Annotated in this window: 18 protein-coding genes; 11 read left to right on the plus strand and 7 right to left on the minus strand. The window is 72.6% G+C overall.

The features are described 5' to 3' along the window. The first annotated feature begins 29 nt into the window (after nucleotides 1-29). The 4 genes from CP983_RS31425 to CP983_RS31440 all read left to right on the plus strand — a co-directional run bounded on the left by CP983_RS31425 (nucleotide 30) and on the right by CP983_RS31440 (nucleotide 5,838). A complete protein-coding gene (locus CP983_RS31425) occupies nucleotides 30-2,063 on the plus strand; it encodes a hypothetical protein (protein WP_150503338.1) in 2,034 nt (677 codons plus the stop codon). Nucleotides 2,064-2,210: 147 nt separating this feature from the next. Further along, nucleotides 2,211-3,734, plus strand: coding sequence for a GT4 family glycosyltransferase PelF (gene pelF, locus CP983_RS31430; protein ID WP_150503340.1), 1,524 nt, complete (start codon nucleotides 2,211-2,213; stop codon nucleotides 3,732-3,734). Then, complete coding sequence (locus CP983_RS31435; protein ID WP_150503342.1) at nucleotides 3,731-5,191, plus strand: hypothetical protein; 1,461 nt, start codon at nucleotides 3,731-3,733, stop codon at nucleotides 5,189-5,191. The genes pelF and CP983_RS31435 overlap by 4 nt, the downstream gene beginning before the upstream one ends. Then, nucleotides 5,188-5,838, plus strand: coding sequence for a spherulation-specific family 4 protein (locus CP983_RS31440; protein WP_150503344.1), 651 nt, complete (start codon nucleotides 5,188-5,190; stop codon nucleotides 5,836-5,838). Before CP983_RS31435 ends, CP983_RS31440 begins: the two co-directional genes overlap by 4 nt. Before the next feature lie 44 nt (nucleotides 5,839-5,882). On the opposite strand, the gene CP983_RS31445 is transcribed toward CP983_RS31440, so the two are convergent. Further along, nucleotides 5,883-6,662, minus strand: coding sequence for an adenosylcobinamide-GDP ribazoletransferase (locus CP983_RS31445; protein WP_150507000.1), 780 nt, complete (start codon nucleotides 6,660-6,662; stop codon nucleotides 5,883-5,885). Between the two features lie 73 nt (nucleotides 6,663-6,735). Here CP983_RS31445 and CP983_RS31450 point away from each other — a divergent pair, with 73 nt between their 5' ends. Beyond that, nucleotides 6,736-7,500, plus strand: a complete 765-nt coding sequence (locus CP983_RS31450) for a hypothetical protein (protein WP_107906985.1) — start codon at nucleotides 6,736-6,738, stop codon at nucleotides 7,498-7,500. On the opposite strand, the gene CP983_RS44495 is transcribed toward CP983_RS31450, so the two are convergent. Together CP983_RS44495 and cobT are read right to left on the minus strand one after the other, a co-directional pair. Further along, nucleotides 7,440-8,144 carry a hypothetical protein gene (locus CP983_RS44495; protein WP_189748616.1) on the minus strand — a complete coding sequence of 235 codons (705 nt, stop codon included), beginning with the start codon at nucleotides 8,142-8,144 and terminating at the stop codon, nucleotides 7,440-7,442. The two genes, CP983_RS31450 and CP983_RS44495, sit on opposite strands and share 61 nt — an antisense overlap. Before the next feature lie 54 nt (nucleotides 8,145-8,198). Then, a complete protein-coding gene (gene cobT / locus CP983_RS31460) occupies nucleotides 8,199-9,308 on the minus strand; it encodes a nicotinate-nucleotide--dimethylbenzimidazole phosphoribosyltransferase (protein ID WP_150503346.1) in 1,110 nt (369 codons plus the stop codon). A gap of 214 nt (nucleotides 9,309-9,522) precedes the next feature. Between cobT and CP983_RS31465 the strand changes: the two genes are divergently transcribed. Then, nucleotides 9,523-10,329, plus strand: a complete 807-nt coding sequence (locus tag CP983_RS31465; RefSeq protein WP_150503347.1) for a class I SAM-dependent methyltransferase — start codon at nucleotides 9,523-9,525, stop codon at nucleotides 10,327-10,329. Nucleotides 10,330-10,360: 31 nt separating this feature from the next. On the opposite strand, the gene CP983_RS31470 is transcribed toward CP983_RS31465, so the two are convergent. After that, a complete protein-coding gene (locus CP983_RS31470; RefSeq protein ID WP_163017015.1) occupies nucleotides 10,361-11,563 on the minus strand; it encodes a bifunctional adenosylcobinamide kinase/adenosylcobinamide-phosphate guanylyltransferase in 1,203 nt (400 codons plus the stop codon). Between the two features lie 115 nt (nucleotides 11,564-11,678). On the opposite strand from CP983_RS31470, the gene CP983_RS31475 reads away from it, so the two are divergent. Then, nucleotides 11,679-11,888, plus strand: coding sequence for a hypothetical protein (locus CP983_RS31475; RefSeq protein ID WP_030967709.1), 210 nt, complete (start codon nucleotides 11,679-11,681; stop codon nucleotides 11,886-11,888). A gap of 37 nt (nucleotides 11,889-11,925) precedes the next feature. Here the strand turns inward: CP983_RS31475 and CP983_RS31480 are convergent, their stop codons facing one another. The 3 genes from CP983_RS31480 to CP983_RS31490 all read right to left on the minus strand — a co-directional run bounded on the left by CP983_RS31480 (nucleotide 11,926) and on the right by CP983_RS31490 (nucleotide 14,530). Then, a complete protein-coding gene (locus CP983_RS31480) occupies nucleotides 11,926-13,011 on the minus strand; it encodes a S1C family serine protease (RefSeq protein ID WP_150503349.1) in 1,086 nt (361 codons plus the stop codon). A 56-nt stretch (nucleotides 13,012-13,067) separates the two neighbouring features. Continuing rightward, the gene (locus tag CP983_RS31485; protein WP_150503351.1) at nucleotides 13,068-13,808 is read right to left on the minus strand and encodes a class I SAM-dependent methyltransferase; all 741 of its coding nucleotides are present in this window, start codon (nucleotides 13,806-13,808) and stop codon (nucleotides 13,068-13,070) included. A gap of 83 nt (nucleotides 13,809-13,891) precedes the next feature. Beyond that, the gene (locus tag CP983_RS31490; protein ID WP_125525241.1) at nucleotides 13,892-14,530 is read right to left on the minus strand and encodes a DUF3043 domain-containing protein; all 639 of its coding nucleotides are present in this window, start codon (nucleotides 14,528-14,530) and stop codon (nucleotides 13,892-13,894) included. A gap of 295 nt (nucleotides 14,531-14,825) precedes the next feature. On the opposite strand from CP983_RS31490, the gene CP983_RS31495 reads away from it, so the two are divergent. The 4 genes from CP983_RS31495 (at nucleotide 14,826) to CP983_RS31510 (ending at nucleotide 18,002) form a co-directional block, all read left to right on the plus strand. Next, on the plus strand, nucleotides 14,826-15,599 hold the full coding sequence (locus tag CP983_RS31495) for a PspA/IM30 family protein (RefSeq protein WP_125525242.1): 774 nt from the start codon (nucleotides 14,826-14,828) through the stop codon (nucleotides 15,597-15,599). Nucleotides 15,600-15,641: 42 nt separating this feature from the next. Continuing rightward, nucleotides 15,642-15,920 carry a PspA-associated protein PspAA gene (pspAA, locus tag CP983_RS31500; RefSeq protein ID WP_107907384.1) on the plus strand — a complete coding sequence of 93 codons (279 nt, stop codon included), beginning with the start codon at nucleotides 15,642-15,644 and terminating at the stop codon, nucleotides 15,918-15,920. Nucleotides 15,921-16,018: 98 nt separating this feature from the next. Further along, nucleotides 16,019-17,236 (plus strand): sensor histidine kinase, encoded by a 1,218-nt coding sequence (locus tag CP983_RS31505; protein ID WP_150503353.1) that lies wholly within the window; start codon nucleotides 16,019-16,021, stop codon nucleotides 17,234-17,236. 82 nt (nucleotides 17,237-17,318) lie between these two features. After that, a complete protein-coding gene (locus CP983_RS31510) occupies nucleotides 17,319-18,002 on the plus strand; it encodes a response regulator (RefSeq protein WP_125525227.1) in 684 nt (227 codons plus the stop codon). Nucleotides 18,003-18,036: the final 34 nt, after the last annotated feature.

The raw sequence follows: 18,036 nt of genomic DNA on the forward strand, positions 1-18,036 counted from the left end.
AGGGGACCTTCTGGGGGGAAGGAAAATCAATGGCGCACACCGCGCACAGATGGAGAAACGCGGCAGCTGTCGCCGCGGCGGCCGGTCTGCTGACGCTGGGGCTCTCGGTGCCCGGCGCCGCGGCCGCCGAGGACCCGCGCATCGATCTCAGGGTCCTGGTCGTGGACAACGGCGACAGCTCCGTGAAGGCCATCACCGACCAGCTGAAGACCACCGGCATCCCGTACACCACCGTCGACCTGAACGCCTCGAACCGCCCGGCCATCACGTCGGCGTTCCTCAGCGACACCGTCAACGGCAGGCCCCGCGCCAAGTTCCAGGGCGTCGTATCGCCCAACGAGGCACCGTTCGGGGCGGGTTCCGCCGAGCAGGCGGCGCTGGAGAACTACGAGCGGACCTACGGCATCCCGCAGGTCGACGCCTACACCTGGGCCCACCCGGGCGTCGGCCTCGACTACACCACCGAGGGCGGTTGGGCCGGCTCCCTCGACGGGCACGAGGCGTCCGTGACCGCCGAGGGCCGGGCCGGCTCCTTCGGCTATCTCGACGGCGCCTTCGCCTTCGAGGACAACGACCCGTCCGTGCCGGAGAGTTACGGCTACGCGGCCCGGCCCCGCGCCGGCTTCACCAGCTACGTCGACGTGCCCGTGCCCGGCGGCACCGGGCGCGGCAGCCTGGTCGGCGAGTACAGCCACGACGGGCGCCGCGAACTGGTCGTGACCTTCGCCTACAACCAGTACCAGCAGCAGTTCCGGCTCCTCGCCCGCGGCATCGTCGAATGGCTGACCCAGGGCATCCACCTCGGCCAGGCGCGCAACTACTTCGCCGTGCACGTCGACGACGTCTTCGCGCCCGACGCCCGCTGGGACACCGAGCGCAACTGCACGCCCGGTGACATCGACTGCGTGGGCGGTGGCGGCGAGGAGGCCCCGCCCATCCGGATGACCGCCGCGGACGCGACGTACGCCGCCCAGTGGCAGCGCGATCACGGCTTCAAGCTGGACATGGTCTACAACGCCGGCTCCGGCGAGGAGTGGAAGACCGAGAACGGCGGCACCGACGCCCTCGCCGACCGGCTGCTCGCCGACAAGGCGCAGTACCGCTGGATCAACCACACCTACACGCACCCGTTCCTCGGCTGCGTCCAGGACACCTCGACCGTGCCGTGGAGCTGCGCGAAGAACGCGAACGGCTCGACGCAGTACATGAGCCGCTCGGAGATCTCGGCGCAGATCAGGAACAATTACAACTGGGGCGTCAACAAGGGACTTCCGCTCGACCGCACGGAACTGGTCACCGGCGAGCACTCGGGTCTGAAGACCCTGCCGCAGCAGCCCGCCGACAACCCCAACCTGGCCGGTGCCCTCGCCGACAACGGCGTCAAGTGGATCGCCTCGGACAACTCCCGTGAGCCCGCGCAGCGTTCGGTCGGCGCCGCGCTCACCGTGCCCCGGTACCCGATGAACGTGTACTACAACACGGGCACCGAACAGGAGATGGCCGACGAGTACAACTGGATCTACACCTCGACGGCCGACGGCGGCAGCGGCATCTGCGAGAACAACCCCGCCTCCACCTGTCTGCCCGAGCCGCTGGACACCGCCACCGGCTACGACGACCACATCGTGCCGCAGGAGGCCCGCATCGCCCTCGGGCACGTGATCGGCAACGACCCGCGTCCGCACTACGCCCACCAGTCCAACCTGGCCGAGGGCCGCATCCTGTACCCCGTCCTCGACCGGGTCCTCGCCGACTACCAGGCGCTGTTCGCCGCCGACACCCCTGTGGAGAACCTCGCGCAGGGCGCCATCGGCACCGAGCTCCAGCGCCGGGCCGCCTGGCAGAACGCGGTCGCGAACGGCTCCGTCACGGCGTACCGCATCGGCAGGACCGTGACCGTCAACGCGCCGTCCGGGACCCAGATCCCGGTGACCGCACCCGAGGGCACCGTCAAGCAACTCCTGCTCGGCACCTCCGCGTTCGGGACCCCGTACGCCGGAAAGCGCTCGGCCTGGACCACGCCGGCGCTGCTGCAGTCAGCGGTGACGCTCAAGCTGCCCTGAGGGCGACGCCCCTGAAAGGGGCGCGGGACTGTATTCGATCCGCGGCTGCCGCCGCGTGGGCGCGACCTGCCCCCATGCGGCGGCAGCCCGGCTCCCGAGCGCAGTTCCCCGCATACCATCCGCATCACAGGGGGGAGCCGGGCTGCGATGCGCCCTGGCCGTCACGTCACCATGCTCACCGAAGGCACCTATCCACATGTCCACGGCGGGGTCAGCACCTGGTGCGACCAGCTCGTCAAGGGCATGCCGGAGGTCGACTTCCACATCGTCTCGCTCACCGGGACCGGCCGCGAACCCGTCACCTGGGAGCTGCCGCCCAACGTCCACCGGCACACCTCCGTACCCACCTGGGGCCCACGTCCGGGCCGGAAACGAGCGCCGCGGGGCCGGGCCCGGCGCCGTTTCACCGACGCCTACGAGCGGTTCCTGCTCTCCTTCCTCGACCCCGGGGCCGACGGAGAAGACTTCGGCGACGCACTGGACGAGCTGGCCGAACTCGCCCGCGACGGACGCCTGTCGGCGGCGCTGCGCTCCGAGCCGGCGCTCAGGTCGCTGATGTGGATGTGGACGATGCCGCATCTGCCGACCGCGGCCGCCCGACCCACCGTGCACGACGCCCTGACCGCGACCGACCTGCTGGAACACGCCCTGCGCCCGCTCGGCATCCGGATCGCCGAGGACAGTGTCGTCCACGCCGTCAGCAGCGGCCTCGCCACCCTCCCGGCCCTCGCCGCCCGCCGGCTCGACGGCGTGCCCTTCCTCCTCACCGAGCACGGCATCTACCTGCGCGAGCGCTACCTCGGCTACCGCAGCGCCGCCCAGCGCTGGCCCGTGAAGGCGTTCATGCTCGGCTTCTACCGCGAGCTGAACTCGCACGGGTACCGCACGGCCGACCTGATCACCCCGTGCAACCGGTACAACCGCCGCTGGGAGGAGCGCGGCGGCGCCGACGCCGACCGGATCCGCACCGTCTACAACGGCGTCGACCCGCACGCCTTCCCGCACGCAGGACCCGAGCCGGACGTCCCCACCCTCACCTGGTGCGGCCGCGTCGACCCCATCAAGGACCTGGAGACCCTGCTGCGGGCCTACGCCATGGTCCGCGCCGAACTCCCCGAGACCCGGCTGCGGCTGTTCGGCCCGGTCCCGCCCGGCGGCGAGGCCTACCGCACGAAACTGGAGAAGCTCGCCGCCGAACTCGGCGTGACGGACGGCCTGACCTTCGAGGGCCGCATCACCGAGGTCTGGCGCGCCTACGCCGCAGGCCACCTCGTCATGCTGTCCTCCATCTCCGAGGGCTTCCCGTTCTCCATCATCGAGGCCATGTCCTGCGGCCGTACGACCGTCTCAACGGACGTCGGGGGAGTGCGTGAGGCCGTCGGCGACACCGGCATCGTCGTCCCGCCGCGCGAGCCGGAGAAGATGGCCGCGGCCGCCCTGACCCTCCTCAAGGACGACGAACGGCGCCTGGAACTGGGCGAGTTGTCCCGCCAACGGGTCATCGACCGGTTCACGCTGCGCCGCTCCGTCGACAACTTCCGGGCCATCTACGAGGAGCTCGCCGGCAGCACCGAGGTGTACGAGCCCACGCTGGAGACGGTCGCCGACTGGACCGCCGAACTGCACGACCCCTGGTACGAGAAGGTCGCGACGGACGGAACCGACTGGTGAGCGGCAGCCTCTGGATGCCGCCGGGCTCCCGCCCCGAGACCCTCCCGGTGGTCCCCCGCCAGCGCGCCGCACCTGGCTGGGCCCGCCCCGACCCCCTCGACGAACTCGCCGCCCGCCTCGACGACTTCACGGCAGCCGCCGTCCACCCGGACGAGATCGCCGCCCTGCTGGAGTCCGACGGCCTCTCGGACGACCAGATACGCGAGCGCTACGGCGTGAAGAACTCCTTCGCCCTAGCCGAGGAACTCTACGAACGGACCGAACGCCGCTACCCCGAGCCGGAGGACCCGCCCCACGACCCCTGGCGGGCGGGCCTGATCGGCTGCCTCCTACGGGGCCTGCTCTTCGCCCTGCCCGGCCTCGGCTACGTCCTCGGAGCCCCCCTGCTCGCGGGCCCCCGCGACGCCTCCGGCCTCCCACCGGCCACGCTCCCGCTGCTCGCGGGCGCCCTGGTCGGCTGGACCTGGAACCAGGGCCTGGCGCATCGGGCGTACGTCTGGCTGGGACTGGGCGACCGTGCTGCCGCCCGTCGGACCCTGCTCCTCGGCGCCCCGGCCGGCGCACTGCTCGGCACCCTGATCGCGCTGACCGTAGCGGGCACGTCCGGCACGACGGCCATCGCCTTCGCCGCCGGGCAGTCCTGCTACCTCGGCGCCGCCACCGTACTGCTGGTCATGGGCCGCGAACGCGCCCTGCTGGTGGCCCTGTTGCCGATGGCGGCGGGCGCGGTCCTGGCCTTGTCCGAGCCGGTGCCCGACACGGCAGGACTCGTGCTGCTGCCGGCCTCTCTCTTCGCGGTGGCGCTGCTCGCTCTGCATGAGGTCGCCCCCGCCGTACGCGCCCCGAAGGGGCTCGGGGTGCGACGGACAACGGGCCCCCGCCTCTCCGCCTCCCTCCCGTACGCCCTGTTCGGCCTGGCCACCGGCGTCCTCGTCCTCTGCACGGCCGTCGAGGACACACTGGCGGGCGAGCGGCACAGCGCCCTGGCACCCGCGGCCGTCGCCCTCACCCTCAGCATGGGCCCCGCCGAATGGCTCCTGTACCGCTTCCGCAGCGGCACCCTGACCGGCCTGCGCTCCACCAGCACCGCACGGGCGTTCCGACGGGCGACGATGCGCACGGCCGGACGATGCCTGGCGGCCTACCTCGCCGCCCTGCTCGGCCTCGTCCTGGCCACCTCGGCCGTCTGGCCCGGCACGCCACAGATCACCGGTGTCCGCCTCGCCGGCCTGCTCCTCCTCGGCGTGGTCCTGTGGACGGGCCTGCTGCTCCAGTCCTTCGGCGCGGTGCTCGGCACGGCCGCGATCTGCTGCACGGCGGCCCTCGCCCAGACGCTCGCGCTCCTCACCCACACCGGCAGCCCGCACTGGACCGCCCCGATCGTCCACGGAACGGCCGCACTGGCCCAGGCCACCCTCGTCTGCGTCCTCCTGGGAAGGGCGACCGCACACCGATGACCGACCTGCTGATCCCCTATTACGAGCACCCGTCCGACCGCCCCGCCGAATGGGACGCGATCATCGCCGCCGCGCCCCGGCTCCACGGTGTCGTGCTGAACCCGGCCAGCGGCCCCGGCGACGCGCCCGACCCGGCGTTCGCCGAGGTCGCGGCCCGGCTGGCGAGCGCGGGCGTGCGGGTGCTCGGCTACGTCGACACCGACTACGGCCGCCGGCCGCACGCCGAGGTCGTCCGCGACATCGCCCGCCACCGCGACTGGTACCGGGCAGACGGCGTCTTCCTCGACCAAGTCGCCACGAGCCGCGCTGAGTTCGCGTACTACCAGCGGCTCGCGACGGCCGCGTGGGGTGCCGGCTGCGGCACGCTCGCCCTGAACCACGGCACGGAAGCGGACCCGGCGTACGCCAGGATCGCCGACCTCCTGGTCACCTTCGAGGGCCCGTACGCCTCGTACACCCGGCTCGTCCGGCGGCACCGGCGGCCCGCCACCGGAGCGCGGCTGTGCCACCTGGTCTACGGCGTCCCGCCCGGCGTCGACCTGACGGAGACGGCCCGGTCCCACGGCGCCTCGGTGCACTGCGCGGTCCCCGGCAGGGGCCGGCATCCCTGGGGCACGCTGCCGCACACCGTGGAACATCCGCCGTGATCCGGCCCGGCCTCGCTCGGCCCGGCCACCGCACGACGACCCGCTCAGCCCAGGGAGAGCACCACGAGCGCGGTCGTCGCCGCCGTCTCCGCGAGGCCGCCGAAGACATCGCCGGTGATGCCGCCGAAGCGGCGCGTGCAGTGCCGTAGGAGGAGTTCGGCGACGGCGAGTGCGGCGAGGACCGCGAGGGCGGTGCGGGCGAGGTCGTCCGTCCCGAGCAGTGCTCCCGCCGCGGCGGCGGCCCCGGTCACGGCCAGGGCGACGGCCACCGCACCCCGTACCGGGACGACGCCGGCCACCGCGGCCCCCAGCCCCTCCGGCCGGGCGGCGGGTACGCCGGTCCGGGCGGCGAGGGTCAGGGCGAGGCGGGCGGCGACGGCCGCGACGACGGTGGCGAGGGCACCCCGGGCCCATGAGTCGTCGTACAGCCGCGACAGCGCGGCCACCTGCGCGAGCAGCACGAACACGAGCGTGATGACGCCGAACGGCCCGATGTCCGACTGCTTCATGATCCGCAGGGCGTCCTCGGCGGGCTTGCCGCTGCCGAGCCCGTCGGCGGTGTCGGCGAGCCCGTCGAGATGCAGCCCACGGGTCAGCGCGGCGGGCACGGCGGCGGCCGCGACGGCGGCGAGGAGGGAGCCGGCGCCGAGGAACAGCAGCACCAGCGCGAGCAGGGCGGCACCGCAGCCGAGCACGACCCCCACCAGCGGGGCGCAGAGCATCCCGCCGCGTGCCGCCTCCCGGTCCCAGCGGCTCACCCTGACGGGGATCACGCTCAGGGTGCCGAAGGCGAAACGGAGACCGTGCAGGTGCGGCGGGGTCATGGACACGCCCGCAGGGTAGCCCGGACGTCGTTCCCACCAGGCAGCCCACCCCTGCCCGGCAGACACTGAGAGCATGGGTGACTGGTGGCAGACCAACATCGTCGAACCGGGCAAGCTCCCGCTGCTCCTCGCCCTGACCGCGTTCGTGGTCACCTTCTTCGTCACCCGGCTCATCACCCGTCTCATCCGGGCGGGCAAGGGCCCCTTCCGCAACATCGAGACCGGCGCCGTCCACATCCACCACGTCGTCCCCGGAGTGGTCCTCACCGTCATCGGCGGCTTCTGCGCGGTCGCCGGCGGGCAGCGCGGCTTCGGCTCGGCGGCGGCCGCCGTGATCTTCGGGGTGGGCGCGGGTCTGGTCATGGACGAGTTCGCGCTGATCCTGCACCTCGACGACGTCTACTGGACCAAGGACGGCCGCAAGAGCGTCGAGGTGGTCGTGATCACCATCGCCCTGGTCGGCCTGCTCCTGATCGGCTACGCGCCGTTCGGGGTGAACGATCTCAACGACAGCGAGATGCAGAACCGCGGGACAGTGCTCAGCACGATCGCCGTGAACTTCCTGATCGCCCTGATCGCCCTGTTCAAGGGCAAGCCCAAGATCGCGCTCTTCGGGGTGATCATCCCCTTCGTCGCGCTGTTCGGCGCGATCCGGCTGGCCCGTCCGACGTCCCCCTGGGCGAAACGCTTCTACCGCCGCCGGCCACGCGCCCGCGCCAAGGCGATGCTGCGCTCCTACCACCACGACCGGCGCTGGCTCGGTCCCAGCCGCAAGTTTCAGGACTGGATCGGCGGCGCCCCCGACGTGGAACCGGCGCGTGCCCTGGAGCGCCGCTGACGCACCGCCGACACCGCGCACAGCACCAGCACCGCCGTGACGGCCGCGACGTGCTCCTTCCCGGCGAGGTTCGGCTTCAGCGCGACCTCGGCGACCATCGCCGCGACCACCACACCGGCCGTGACGTACGCCCCGTACCGCCAGCCGAGGAACACGGCCAGCCCCACGACGGCCGCCGACGGCCCGGTGTCCACGACCCGCGCGTCCGAGGCGGGCAGCCCGAACGGGCTGTCCGGGCCGATCGCGATGGCCACGCGCGCGTACAGGGTGCCGGCGAGGGTCGCGACGTAGGCGATGACCAGCGTGCGCCACCGGCCCAGGCACATCTCGGCGATCCCGAACGCGATCAGGACCTGCGCCAGCGCACCCCACACCGGCAGGTCGAGCGCGGGCACGAACAGCGACAGCGGGGTCCGCAGGAGTGCCAGCCACAGAGGGTCCTCGGCACGTACGGCGCCGAGATCCTGGACGATCCGGTAACCCCAGGACCGGTTCTGCACGACCTGAGTGACTCCGGTCAGACACACGACCCCGACGGTCATGGGCGCGGCCCGCCACCGCCGCTCCACCACGGCCCCCCGTACGGCGAGGTACAGCGCCCCCCACTCGGCACGGGCCCAGCGACCGAGGGTGTCAACTGTCACAAGTTGTGATCATATGTCCACTCTCGATGCCGGTCCCGCTGAGCCTGCGGCCGTCTATTCGGCTTCCTGCGCCTCGGAGTCCTCCGGCTTCACCGGCTCCTCCAGCTCTTCCGCCTCCTCCGGCTTCTCCGGCAGCTCCGCCGCCAGTGCCGCGGCGGCCTGGACCGTCGGCAGTGCGAGCAGACCCCCGGCCCCCTCGCCCACCCGCACAGCGTGGTCGAGCACCGGCTCCAGGGCCATCCGGTCCAGCGCCTTCGCCTGACCCGGCTCCCCGCTGTCGTGCGCGGCCAGCCACCAGTCCGGCGCCCGGAACGCGATCCGCTGGCCCACCAGCGCGCAGGCGGCCACGACGACGCCGTCCAGCACCACGGGGAGCTTGCGCACCGCGCTCTGGAGCAGGAACCCGGTGATCGCGGCGAGGTCGGCCCCGCCCACCGTCGCCAGCAGCTGGAGCTGGTCCCCGAGCACCGGCCGGGCCCGCCGCAGCGCGTCCCGGATCGCCGCGCACTTGCGCATCCATACGAGGTCGTCGATGGCGAGGCCGCCCCGCCCGGTCACCACGGACGCGTCGGTCCCGCACAGCGCGGCGACCAGCACCCCCGCGGCCGTGGTCCCGCCGACGCTCACATCGCCGAGCACCACCAGATCCGTACCGGAGTCGGCCTCCTCGTCGGCCACCGCGACGCCGGCCCGGAAGGCCGCCTCGGCCTCCTCGAGCGTCAGTGCGTCCTCGATGTCGATACGGCCGCTGCCGCGCCGCACCCGATGCCGTACGACCGTCTCCGGCAGCGACTCCGGGTCGCAGTCCAGCGACATGTCGACGACCCGCACCGGAACCCCGAGCCGCCGCGCGAGCACCGACACGGGCCGGCCGCCCGCCAGGATCTCCCGCACCAACTCCCCGGCGCCGCCCGCGGGCCGCGCCGACACGCCCAGCTCCGCGATGCCGTGATCGCCGGCGAACAGCACGACCCGCGGCTGTTCGATCGGCCGCACCGGCACCGCGGACTGCGCCGCCGACAGCCACTCGCCCAGTTCGTCGAGGCGGCCCAGCGCACCGGGCGGCACGATCTGACGCTCACGGCGGGCCTCGGCGTCACGGCGCACCCCACCGTCGGGGCGCTCGATCAGGTCGGAGAAGTCGTCGAGATTAAGCGAGCTCATTCGCCGAACAGTACCGGCACCGGTCGAACAGAACGGCGCCACATGGCCACCACGAGGTTCGCCACGTCACCCCCGTATCCACGCGACGTCGTTGCACCCTAGATCCTCATCCCATACGTTCCGTTTTGCAGTGGATTGTCGGGGCATGCTCGGACCGTCTCGCACCGCCTGTGCCGTACGCCCCTCTCGTACGCCCCCACGCCCGGGAGCCGCCATGACCGCGACCGCACCCCCCGAACGCCCCCGCGCCGACTGCGCGTTCACCCCCGCCGGGTGCCGGGAGCACACCTACGTCCCGCGCCACCTGGGACTCACCCGGCGCGGCCCGCGCCGGCTGCGCGCCGCGGCCCGCGTGGCGCTCCCCCTCCCCGAGCCGGAGAGCTGGCTGGATGTCGGCACGGGTTACGCCCGCTTCCCGGAGACGGCGAAGGAGGTCTTCCCCTACACGGCGTTCGACGGCCTGGACCCGACCTACCGGGTCCTGCACGGACGGGTGGCCGAGCGGGTCGAGGAGGCCCACGTCGGCAGCCTCACCGACCCGCGCGTCACCGCCCGCCTGCGCGCCCGCTACGACGTCGTCAGCATGTTCCGCCACCTGGAACACGCCCCCGACCCCCGCGAGGAACTGCGCGCCGCCCTCACGGTCCTGCGCCCGGGCGGCCATCTCCTCCTCGAACTGCCCAACCCCCGCTGCCTGTTCGCCGGCCTGCTCGGCAGACTCTGGGTCCCGCACAGCCCTCCGGGCCATCTGCACCTGCTGCCCATGGAGACCCTGTGCGACGAACTCCGCGCCCAGGGCTGCACGATCGTCGCGACGGGCCACCGCACCGCCCACATCCCCTACGACCTCGCGGCCGCGACCTCGCTGGTGTTGTCGTACCTGCTGCCGGGCCTGCTGTCGCCCCTGGGCTCCCCCCTGGTGGCCGCCGCCTGGACCCTGGACCACCTCCTGGCCCCACTCCTGCGGGCCACCCGCTACTCGAACGCCTACCGAGTCATCGCCCGCAAGGAACCGACCTGAGTTACGCGCAATACACCAATCCGCCGCACTCTCATCCGCGCAGCACAACCGCCTGCCCCGCCACCACCAGAACAACCTGCTCGCACTCACCCGCGAACGCGGCGTTCAACCGCCCGAGCTCGTCCCGATACCGCCGCCCCGACGCCGTGGCCGGCACGATCCCCGACCCCACCTCGTTCGACACGGCGACAACGGTCCGCCTAGTGGCCCGCACCGCCTCCGTGAGCCCGCGCACGCGATCCCGCAGCGCCCGCTCCCCACCCTCCGCCCACACCGCGTCGTCCCACGCCCCGACGGAGTCCATCGCGTCCGTCAGCCACAGGGACAGACAGTCGATCAGCAACGGCGCCCCGTCCTCGGAGAGGAGCGGCACCAGGTCGCACGTCTCCGCCGTACGCCACGACCCCGGCCGCCGCTCCCGGTGCACGGCCACCCGCTCCGCCCACTCGTTGTCCCCGCCCCGCGTGCCGCCGGTCGCGACGTACAGCACGTCCGGGAAGGACTCCAGCCGCCGTTCCGCCTCGACGGACTTGCCCGACCGGGCGCCGCCCACCACCAGGGTCCGCCGCGGCACGTCCGGCACGTCCTCGTACGCCCCCACTTCCAGCGTCGTCCCGTCCGGCACCGCCCGCGCGCCCGCCGCGGCCAGCCGGCGCCGCAACTCCGCGCCCGGCGCCGCGTCATGGTCCAGATGGACGGCGATGACGTCAGTCGTGGGCCCCACGGCCCCCACCGCCCGCAGCTTGGCCAGGGCGTCCGGCCGCCCCACCACATCGGCGACGACCATGTCGTACATCCCGTCGGCGCCGTTCTCCAGCCCGGCCGGCGCGCCCCCGGGCGGCAGGTACAGCAGCCGCTGCCCGTCCGGCCCGGTCACCGCGTACCCGGTGCCCGGCGCGTCCATCGCCACCGCCCGCACCCGATGCCCCGTCAGCAGCGCCAACTCCCGCCCGTCCGGCACCCGCCCGGGCTGCGGCAGCCCGGCCGGCACCTCGACGGCGGGCCCGTCGTGCGGATGCGACAGCAGCACCTGCCGTACGTTGCCCAGCGAACGGCCGGCGCGCGCCGCCGCGAACGCCGCCCCGGGCGTCAGATCGAGCAGCAGCGCCCCGTCCACGAGCAGCGCGGTGGCCGCCCGGGCGTCACCACCTAGCGCACTGGCACACGCAGCGCACGGACAGTCGGGGCGGGGGAGTCCCGCGGGGGCACCGGTGCCGAGGAGAGTCAGTTCCACGCACTGATTTTCGCCGCTCGCCGCTCGTCCCGCGTGATGGAGGCCCCCTAAGGAGCAGACGCACACGAACCGCATACGCTGGTGCACTCAACGTGCTGACACCTTGGAGGCGTACATGGCGGCATGGACGTGGCGGTTCGAGAAGGCCGACGGGGCGGAGATCCAGCCCGCGGTGCAGCCCGAGGAGTTCACCACCCAGGGGGACGCGGAATCCTGGATCGGGGAGCACTGGAAGGCACTTCAGGAGGGCGGCGCGGACCAGGTGCGGCTGTTCGAGGACGCCACCGAGATCTACGGGCCGATGAGCCTGCACGCCGAGGCGTGACCGGACGGGGGGCGAGGGGCACACCCCTTCGCCCCCGTCACTGTTCGCCCAGCGTCACATCGGCCTTCTTCCGGTCACCGTCGCGGGTGTACGTCACCGTCGTCCGGTCTCCCGGCTTCTCGTCGGCCAGTGCCTCGGACAGCGAGGTGATGGTCGTGATGTCCGTGTCCCCCAGCCGGGTGATGATGTCCCCGGGCTGCAGACCGGCCTCGTCGGCCGCCCCGCCCTCCTCCACCTCGACCACGGCCACACCGGCCGCCTGATAGGCGTCGTTCACGACGGTACGGCCGGTGATGCCGAGCGCGGCCCGGCCCGAGTCGGTGACCCGGCCGTCCTCGATGATCTGGTCGGCGATGTTGCGCACCGTCGACGCCGGGATCGCGAACCCGATGCCGGGCGCCGCGCTGTCCCCGACGTCCGGGTCCACGGCGGCCAGCGTCGGCACGCCGATGACCTCGCTGTCCAGGTTCACCAGGGCGCCACCGCTGTTGCCGGGGTTGATGGCCGCCGACGTCTGCACCATGTTGGCGATCGTCGCGCCCGTGGTGCCGTCGCCGCCCTCGGTGACGGTCCGTCCGGTCGCCGAGACGATGCCCTGCGTCACGCTGGACGACAGCCCGAGCGGCGAGCCCATCGCCAGCACGATCTGCCCCACCTCGACCTTCGAGGAGTCCCCGAACTTCGCCGCCTTCAGCCCGTCCGGCGGGTCCTGGAGCTTGACCACGGCGAGGTCCTGCTGCGGATAGGAGGACACCAGCTGGGCGGTGAACTCCTTCTCGCTGCCGGCGGTCGTCACGCGGAAGGTCTTCTCGTCGCCGACGACGTGCGCGTTGGTGACGATGTGCCCCTGGTCGTCGTAGACCACGCCCGACCCCAGATCACGTCTGCCCTGGATCTGCACGACCGACGGCAGCACGTTCCTGATCACCTTCAGATAGCCGTCCTGGAGGTCGTCCACCGCCCGGAGCGCCCTCGGCAGGGCGGCCTGGGTCGTCGAATCCCCCTCCTCACGCGACGACGAGGAGAAGGGGGAGGACGAACAGGCTGACAGGAGGCCGAGGCAGCACAGGAGGGCGAGGACCGCGACGACCGGACGCCGGGTCCGCAAACGGCGAGCATCCATGCCCCGAGTCTCACCGCGGGGCGGGCGACCGGCGCGTGCTGCTCACCCGAACGGGGTCAGCCGCGGACCCCGCACAGATGCAGCAGCGCCGCAACGCTCCGATACGGATCGGCCTTCCCGGCCCGCTCCTCGACCGCCAGCAGCGCCTCGACGTCCGCCGGGACCCCGGCCCCGTCCGCCGCCGTGTCGGTGAACACCCGCACGCCGTACCAGGCGTGCAGCGGCGCCCCGATCCCCGCGAGCGTCGCCGTCAGGTCCGACAGCCGGTCGGCCCGTACGTCGCCCCCGGGCCGCACCGGGCTCCCGCCGTCGTCCGAGGTCACCCGCGGATGGGGCAGATGGGCGGTGGCGTCGAAGGCGGACAGTGCCCCGGACCAGTCCCCGGACAGGCCGGGCCGCATCGCGAGCGCGTCGCCGTTGCACACGAGCAGCGAGAGCAGACCGCCCGGCGCGAGCATCCGGGCCAGCCCGGCCAGCATCGGATCGGGCTCCTCGATGTGCATCAGCACGCCGTGGCACAGCACGACGTCGAAGCTGCCCGGCAGGAAGTGGACGCCGGTGTCCCGCCCGTCGCTCTGGACGAGCCGCACCCGCTCCCGGATCCCCTCCGGCTCACCGGCCAGCTCCGCACGGGCCGCGGAGATCAGCGTCGCGTCCTGCTCGACACCGGTCACCTGGTGCCCGGCGCGGGCCAGCCGAAGCGCCTGAGCGCCCCCGCCCATCCCGACGTCGAGCACCCGCAGCCGCTGCCCGACCGGGAAACGTCCCGCTATCTGCTCGTCGAGCTGCCGGGCCACCAGCTCCTGTCGTACGAATTCACGCAGCCCACCCGGCCCATCGATCAGGGCCTCGGCCGCACCCCCGGGGACAGCGGCAGCGCTCAGGGCCGCTCTCCGCGCTTGACCTGCGGCTTCGGCAGCCGGAGCCGGCGCATCTGGAGCGAGCGCATCAGCGCGTAGGCGACGGCGCCGCGCTTGTTGTCGTCGGGGAAGCGCTCCGCGAGCCGCTTCTTGATCCGGAAGCCGGTGACGACCGAGTCCAGCACGATGAGGACGATCACGATCAGCCACAGCAGCAGCGCGATGTTCTGCAACGCGGGCACCTGCACGATGCTCAGCACGAGGATGACCACGGCCATCGGCAGGAAGAACTCCGCGATGTTGAAACGCGAGTCGATGAAGTCACGCGCGAACTTGCGGACCGGACCCTTGTCACGGGCCGGCAGGTACCGCTCGTCGCCCCCGGCCAGCGCGTTGCGCTGCTTCTCCATGGCGGCACGGCGCTCTTCGCGTCCGCGCTTGGCGGCCTCCTTGCGCGTCGTCGGCGTGTTGGCCACGCTGCGACGCTGGGACTGGGCCGCACTGCGCTTGGGCGTGGGCCGGCCCTTCGGGGCCTCGGGGTGACGGGTCTCATTGGAGTCGGTCACCAGCGCCTTGTCGGCGGTCTGGGCCTTCTCTTCCTTCGCACGGCTACGGAACACAAAACCCAAGGGTACGGGGTGCCCGGGGTTGGACCCCAGCCCCGTGGGGAACGATCCGGCAACACCAGTCGTCGTAAGGGGACAGAGGGGACGTCGCAGACGGTTCGTCCGGCGGCCACGGGGGAGGCACGTGGGCGGCACCGGGTGGGCACCCGGGAGTCACCTACTCCTTACGCCGGAGCGCGATCGTACGCAGTCGTCCTTGGGGATGAGCGCATCCGTCCCCGAACAGTGCGTCAATGGATGCAGGGCCCGTACTGTGGGTTCTGTCGCAGAGCTGGAGCTGGACGTCAGAAGGGGGCGCGCGAAGCCCATGAGCGGTGTCATGAAGCGTATGGGGATGATCTTCCGCGCGAAGGCGAACAAGGCCCTTGATCGGGCCGAGGACCCGCGCGAGACCCTCGATTACTCGTACCAGAAGCAGCTGGAGCTGCTCCAGAAGGTGCGCCGCGGCGTCGCCGACGTCGCCACGTCGCGCAAGCGTCTGGAGCTCCAGCTGAACCAGCTGCAGCAGCAGTCGTCGAAGCTGGAGGACCAGGGCCGCAAGGCGCTCGCGCTGGGCCGCGAGGACCTGGCCCGCGAGGCGCTCTCGCGCCGCGCCGCCCTCCAGCAGCAGGTGACGGACCTGGAGACCCAGCACGCGACCTTGCAGGGCGAGGAGGAGAAGCTCACCCTCGCGGCCCAGCGGCTCCAGGCCAAGGTCGACGCCTTCCGCACCAAGAAGGAGACGATCAAGGCCACGTACACCGCGGCCCAGGCCCAGACCCGGATCGGCGAGGCGTTCTCCGGCATCTCCGAGGAGATGGGCGACGTCGGCCTGGCGATCCAGCGGGCCGAGGACAAGACGGCCCAGCTCCAGGCCCGCGCCGGCGCCATCGACGAGCTGCTCGCCTCCGGTGCCCTGGACGACCAGTCGGGCATGCACAAGGACGACATCCAGGCCGAGCTGGACCGGCTCTCCGGTGGTACGGATGTAGAGCTGGAACTGCAGCGCATGAAGGCGGAGCTGGCGGGCGGCCCGTCGGGCGGCCAGCAGGCCATCGAGGGCGGCTCGGGCCAGCAGTCCCAGCAGCAGCCGCAGGACACCCCGCGCTTCGACAAGCAGTAGCCGACGGCCGGGGCCCACGCCTAGGAGGGCGCGATGGGCGACATGATCGTCCGGATCATGGGTGAGGGGCAGGTGAAGCTGTCCGACAGCCACCTGCCCGAGCTCAACAAGCTCGACGACGAGCTCCTCGTGGAGATGGAGAACGGCGACGGCCCCGGCTTCCGCCGCACCCTCACCGCTCTCCTGTCCAAGGTCCGCGAACTGGGCACGCCCCTGCCCGACGACTCCCTCGAACCGTCGGAACTGATCCTGCCGTCCTCGGACGCGACCCTCGAAGAGGTCCGGGAGCTCCTCAGCGACGACGGTCTGATTCCGGGATAGGTGAATCAGCCCGGGCCGCGACGCCGCGTTCGAATCGTGCGGAACCTCAAGTCCACCCCCGTTCCAAGCCCCGCAGCGACGCCGTACCGTAATTCAGCGTGAGCACCCTCGAACGCGCCAGGCGGCACCTCAAAGCACACCCCATGGCGCTGGACACGGCGCTGGCGGTCGGTGTGCTGGCGTGCATGGTGGCCGGCTCGTTCGTGGACCCGCACGGGAAGAGCGGCGTCACCTGGGCCCTGCGCACCCCGGACGTGCTCAGCCTCCTGCTCATCACCCTCGGCTCCGCGGCCCTGGCCTTCCGCCGCCGCGCCCCCATGACGGTGCTCGCCCTGACCGGCGCGGTCTCCCTCGTGGAGTCCGTCACCGGTGACCCCCGCGCCCCGGTCGCCATGTCCGCGGTCATCGCCCTCTACACCGTCGCCTCGACCACCGACCGCACCACCACCTGGCGCGTCGGCCTGCTCACCATCACCGTGCTGACCGGCGCGGCGATGCTCGCAGGACCGCTGCCCTGGTACGCCCAGGAGAACCTCGCGATCTTCGCCTGGACCGGCATCGGCGCCACCGCGGGCGACGCGGTCCGCAGCCGCCGAGCCGTCGTCGCCGCCATCCGCGAGCGCGCCGAGCGGGCCGAGCGCACCCGCGAGGAGGAGGCCCGCCGTCGCGTCGCCGAGGAGCGGCTGCGCATCGCCCGGGACCTGCACGACGTCGTCGCCCACCACATAGCCCTGGTCAACGTGCAGGCAGGCGTCGCCGCCCACGTCATGGACCGGCGGCCCGACCAGGCCAAGGAGGCCCTCGCCCACGTGCGCGAGGCGAGCCGCTCCGCGCTGAACGAACTGCGGGCCACCGTCGGTCTGCTGCGGCAGTCCGGCGACCCGGAGGCGCCCACCGAACCCGCCCCCGGCCTCGACCGCCTCGACGAACTCGCGGGCACCTTCCGCAGCGCCGGCCTCCCCGTCGAGGTCGCCCGCACCGACCAGGGCACCACCCTCCCGGCCGCCGTGGACCTGGCCGCCTACCGGGTCATCCAGGAGGCGCTCACCAATGTGCAGAAGCACGCGGGCACGGCCGCCAAGGCCGAGGTGAGCGTCGTGCGCGTCGGGCCGAACGTCGAGATCACCGTCCTCGACGACGGCGCCGGCGACGACGACACCGTCGAGGGCGGCGGCCACGGCCTGCTCGGCATGCGCGAGCGCGTCACCGCCCTGCGTGGCACCCTCACCACCGGCCCGCGCTACGGCGGCGGCTTCCGCGTCCATGCGATCCTGCCGGTCAAGAGCCGTACCCGCGCCGCCGAGGACGCCGTATGACGACGCCGCGGAACTCAGGAGCCCCCCGCGGCAGTTGTCGTATCAGCAAGCCGTCCGCCCCGTGAACCGCTGAGGACTCCGCATGACCATCCGCGTCCTGCTCGCCGACGACCAGGCCCTGCTGCGCAGCGCCTTCCGGGTGCTGGTCGACTCCGAGCCCGACATGGAGGTCGTCGGCGAGGCGTCCGACGGTGCCGAGGCGGTGCGCCTTGCCAAGGAGCGCGGCGCCGACGTCGTCCTGATGGACATCCGGATGCCCGGCACCGACGGCCTCGCCGCCACCCGCATGATCAGCGCCGACCCGGCCCTCGCCCACGTCCGCGTCGTCATCCTCACCACCTTCGAGGTCGACGACTACGTCGTGCAGTCCCTGCGCGCGGGAGCCTCCGGATTCCTCGGCAAGGGCTCCGAACCCGACGAACTCCTCAGCGCCATCCGCGTCGCGGCCGGCGGCGAGGCGCTGCTCTCGCCGGCCGCCACCAAGGGCCTGATCGCCCGCTTCCTCGCCCAGGGCGACGGCGCGGACGACGACCGCGACCCGGCGCGCGCCGAGCGGCTCGACGCCCTCACCGGCCGCGAGCGCGAGGTCCTGGTCCAGGTCGCCGGCGGACACTCCAACGACGAGATCGCCGAGCGCCTGGAGGTCAGCCCGCTGACCGTGAAGACGCACGTCAACCGGGCCATGTCCAAGCTCGGCGCCCGCGACCGGGCCCAGCTCGTGGTGATCGCGTACGAGTCGGGGCTGGTACGTCCAAGGGTGGAGTGAACCCGGCCGCGCATACTGCGCCCGGAGTATGCGC

This window comes from Streptomyces chartreusis (assembly GCF_008704715.1).
GTDB lineage: Bacteria > Actinomycetota > Actinomycetes > Streptomycetales > Streptomycetaceae > Streptomyces > Streptomyces chartreusis.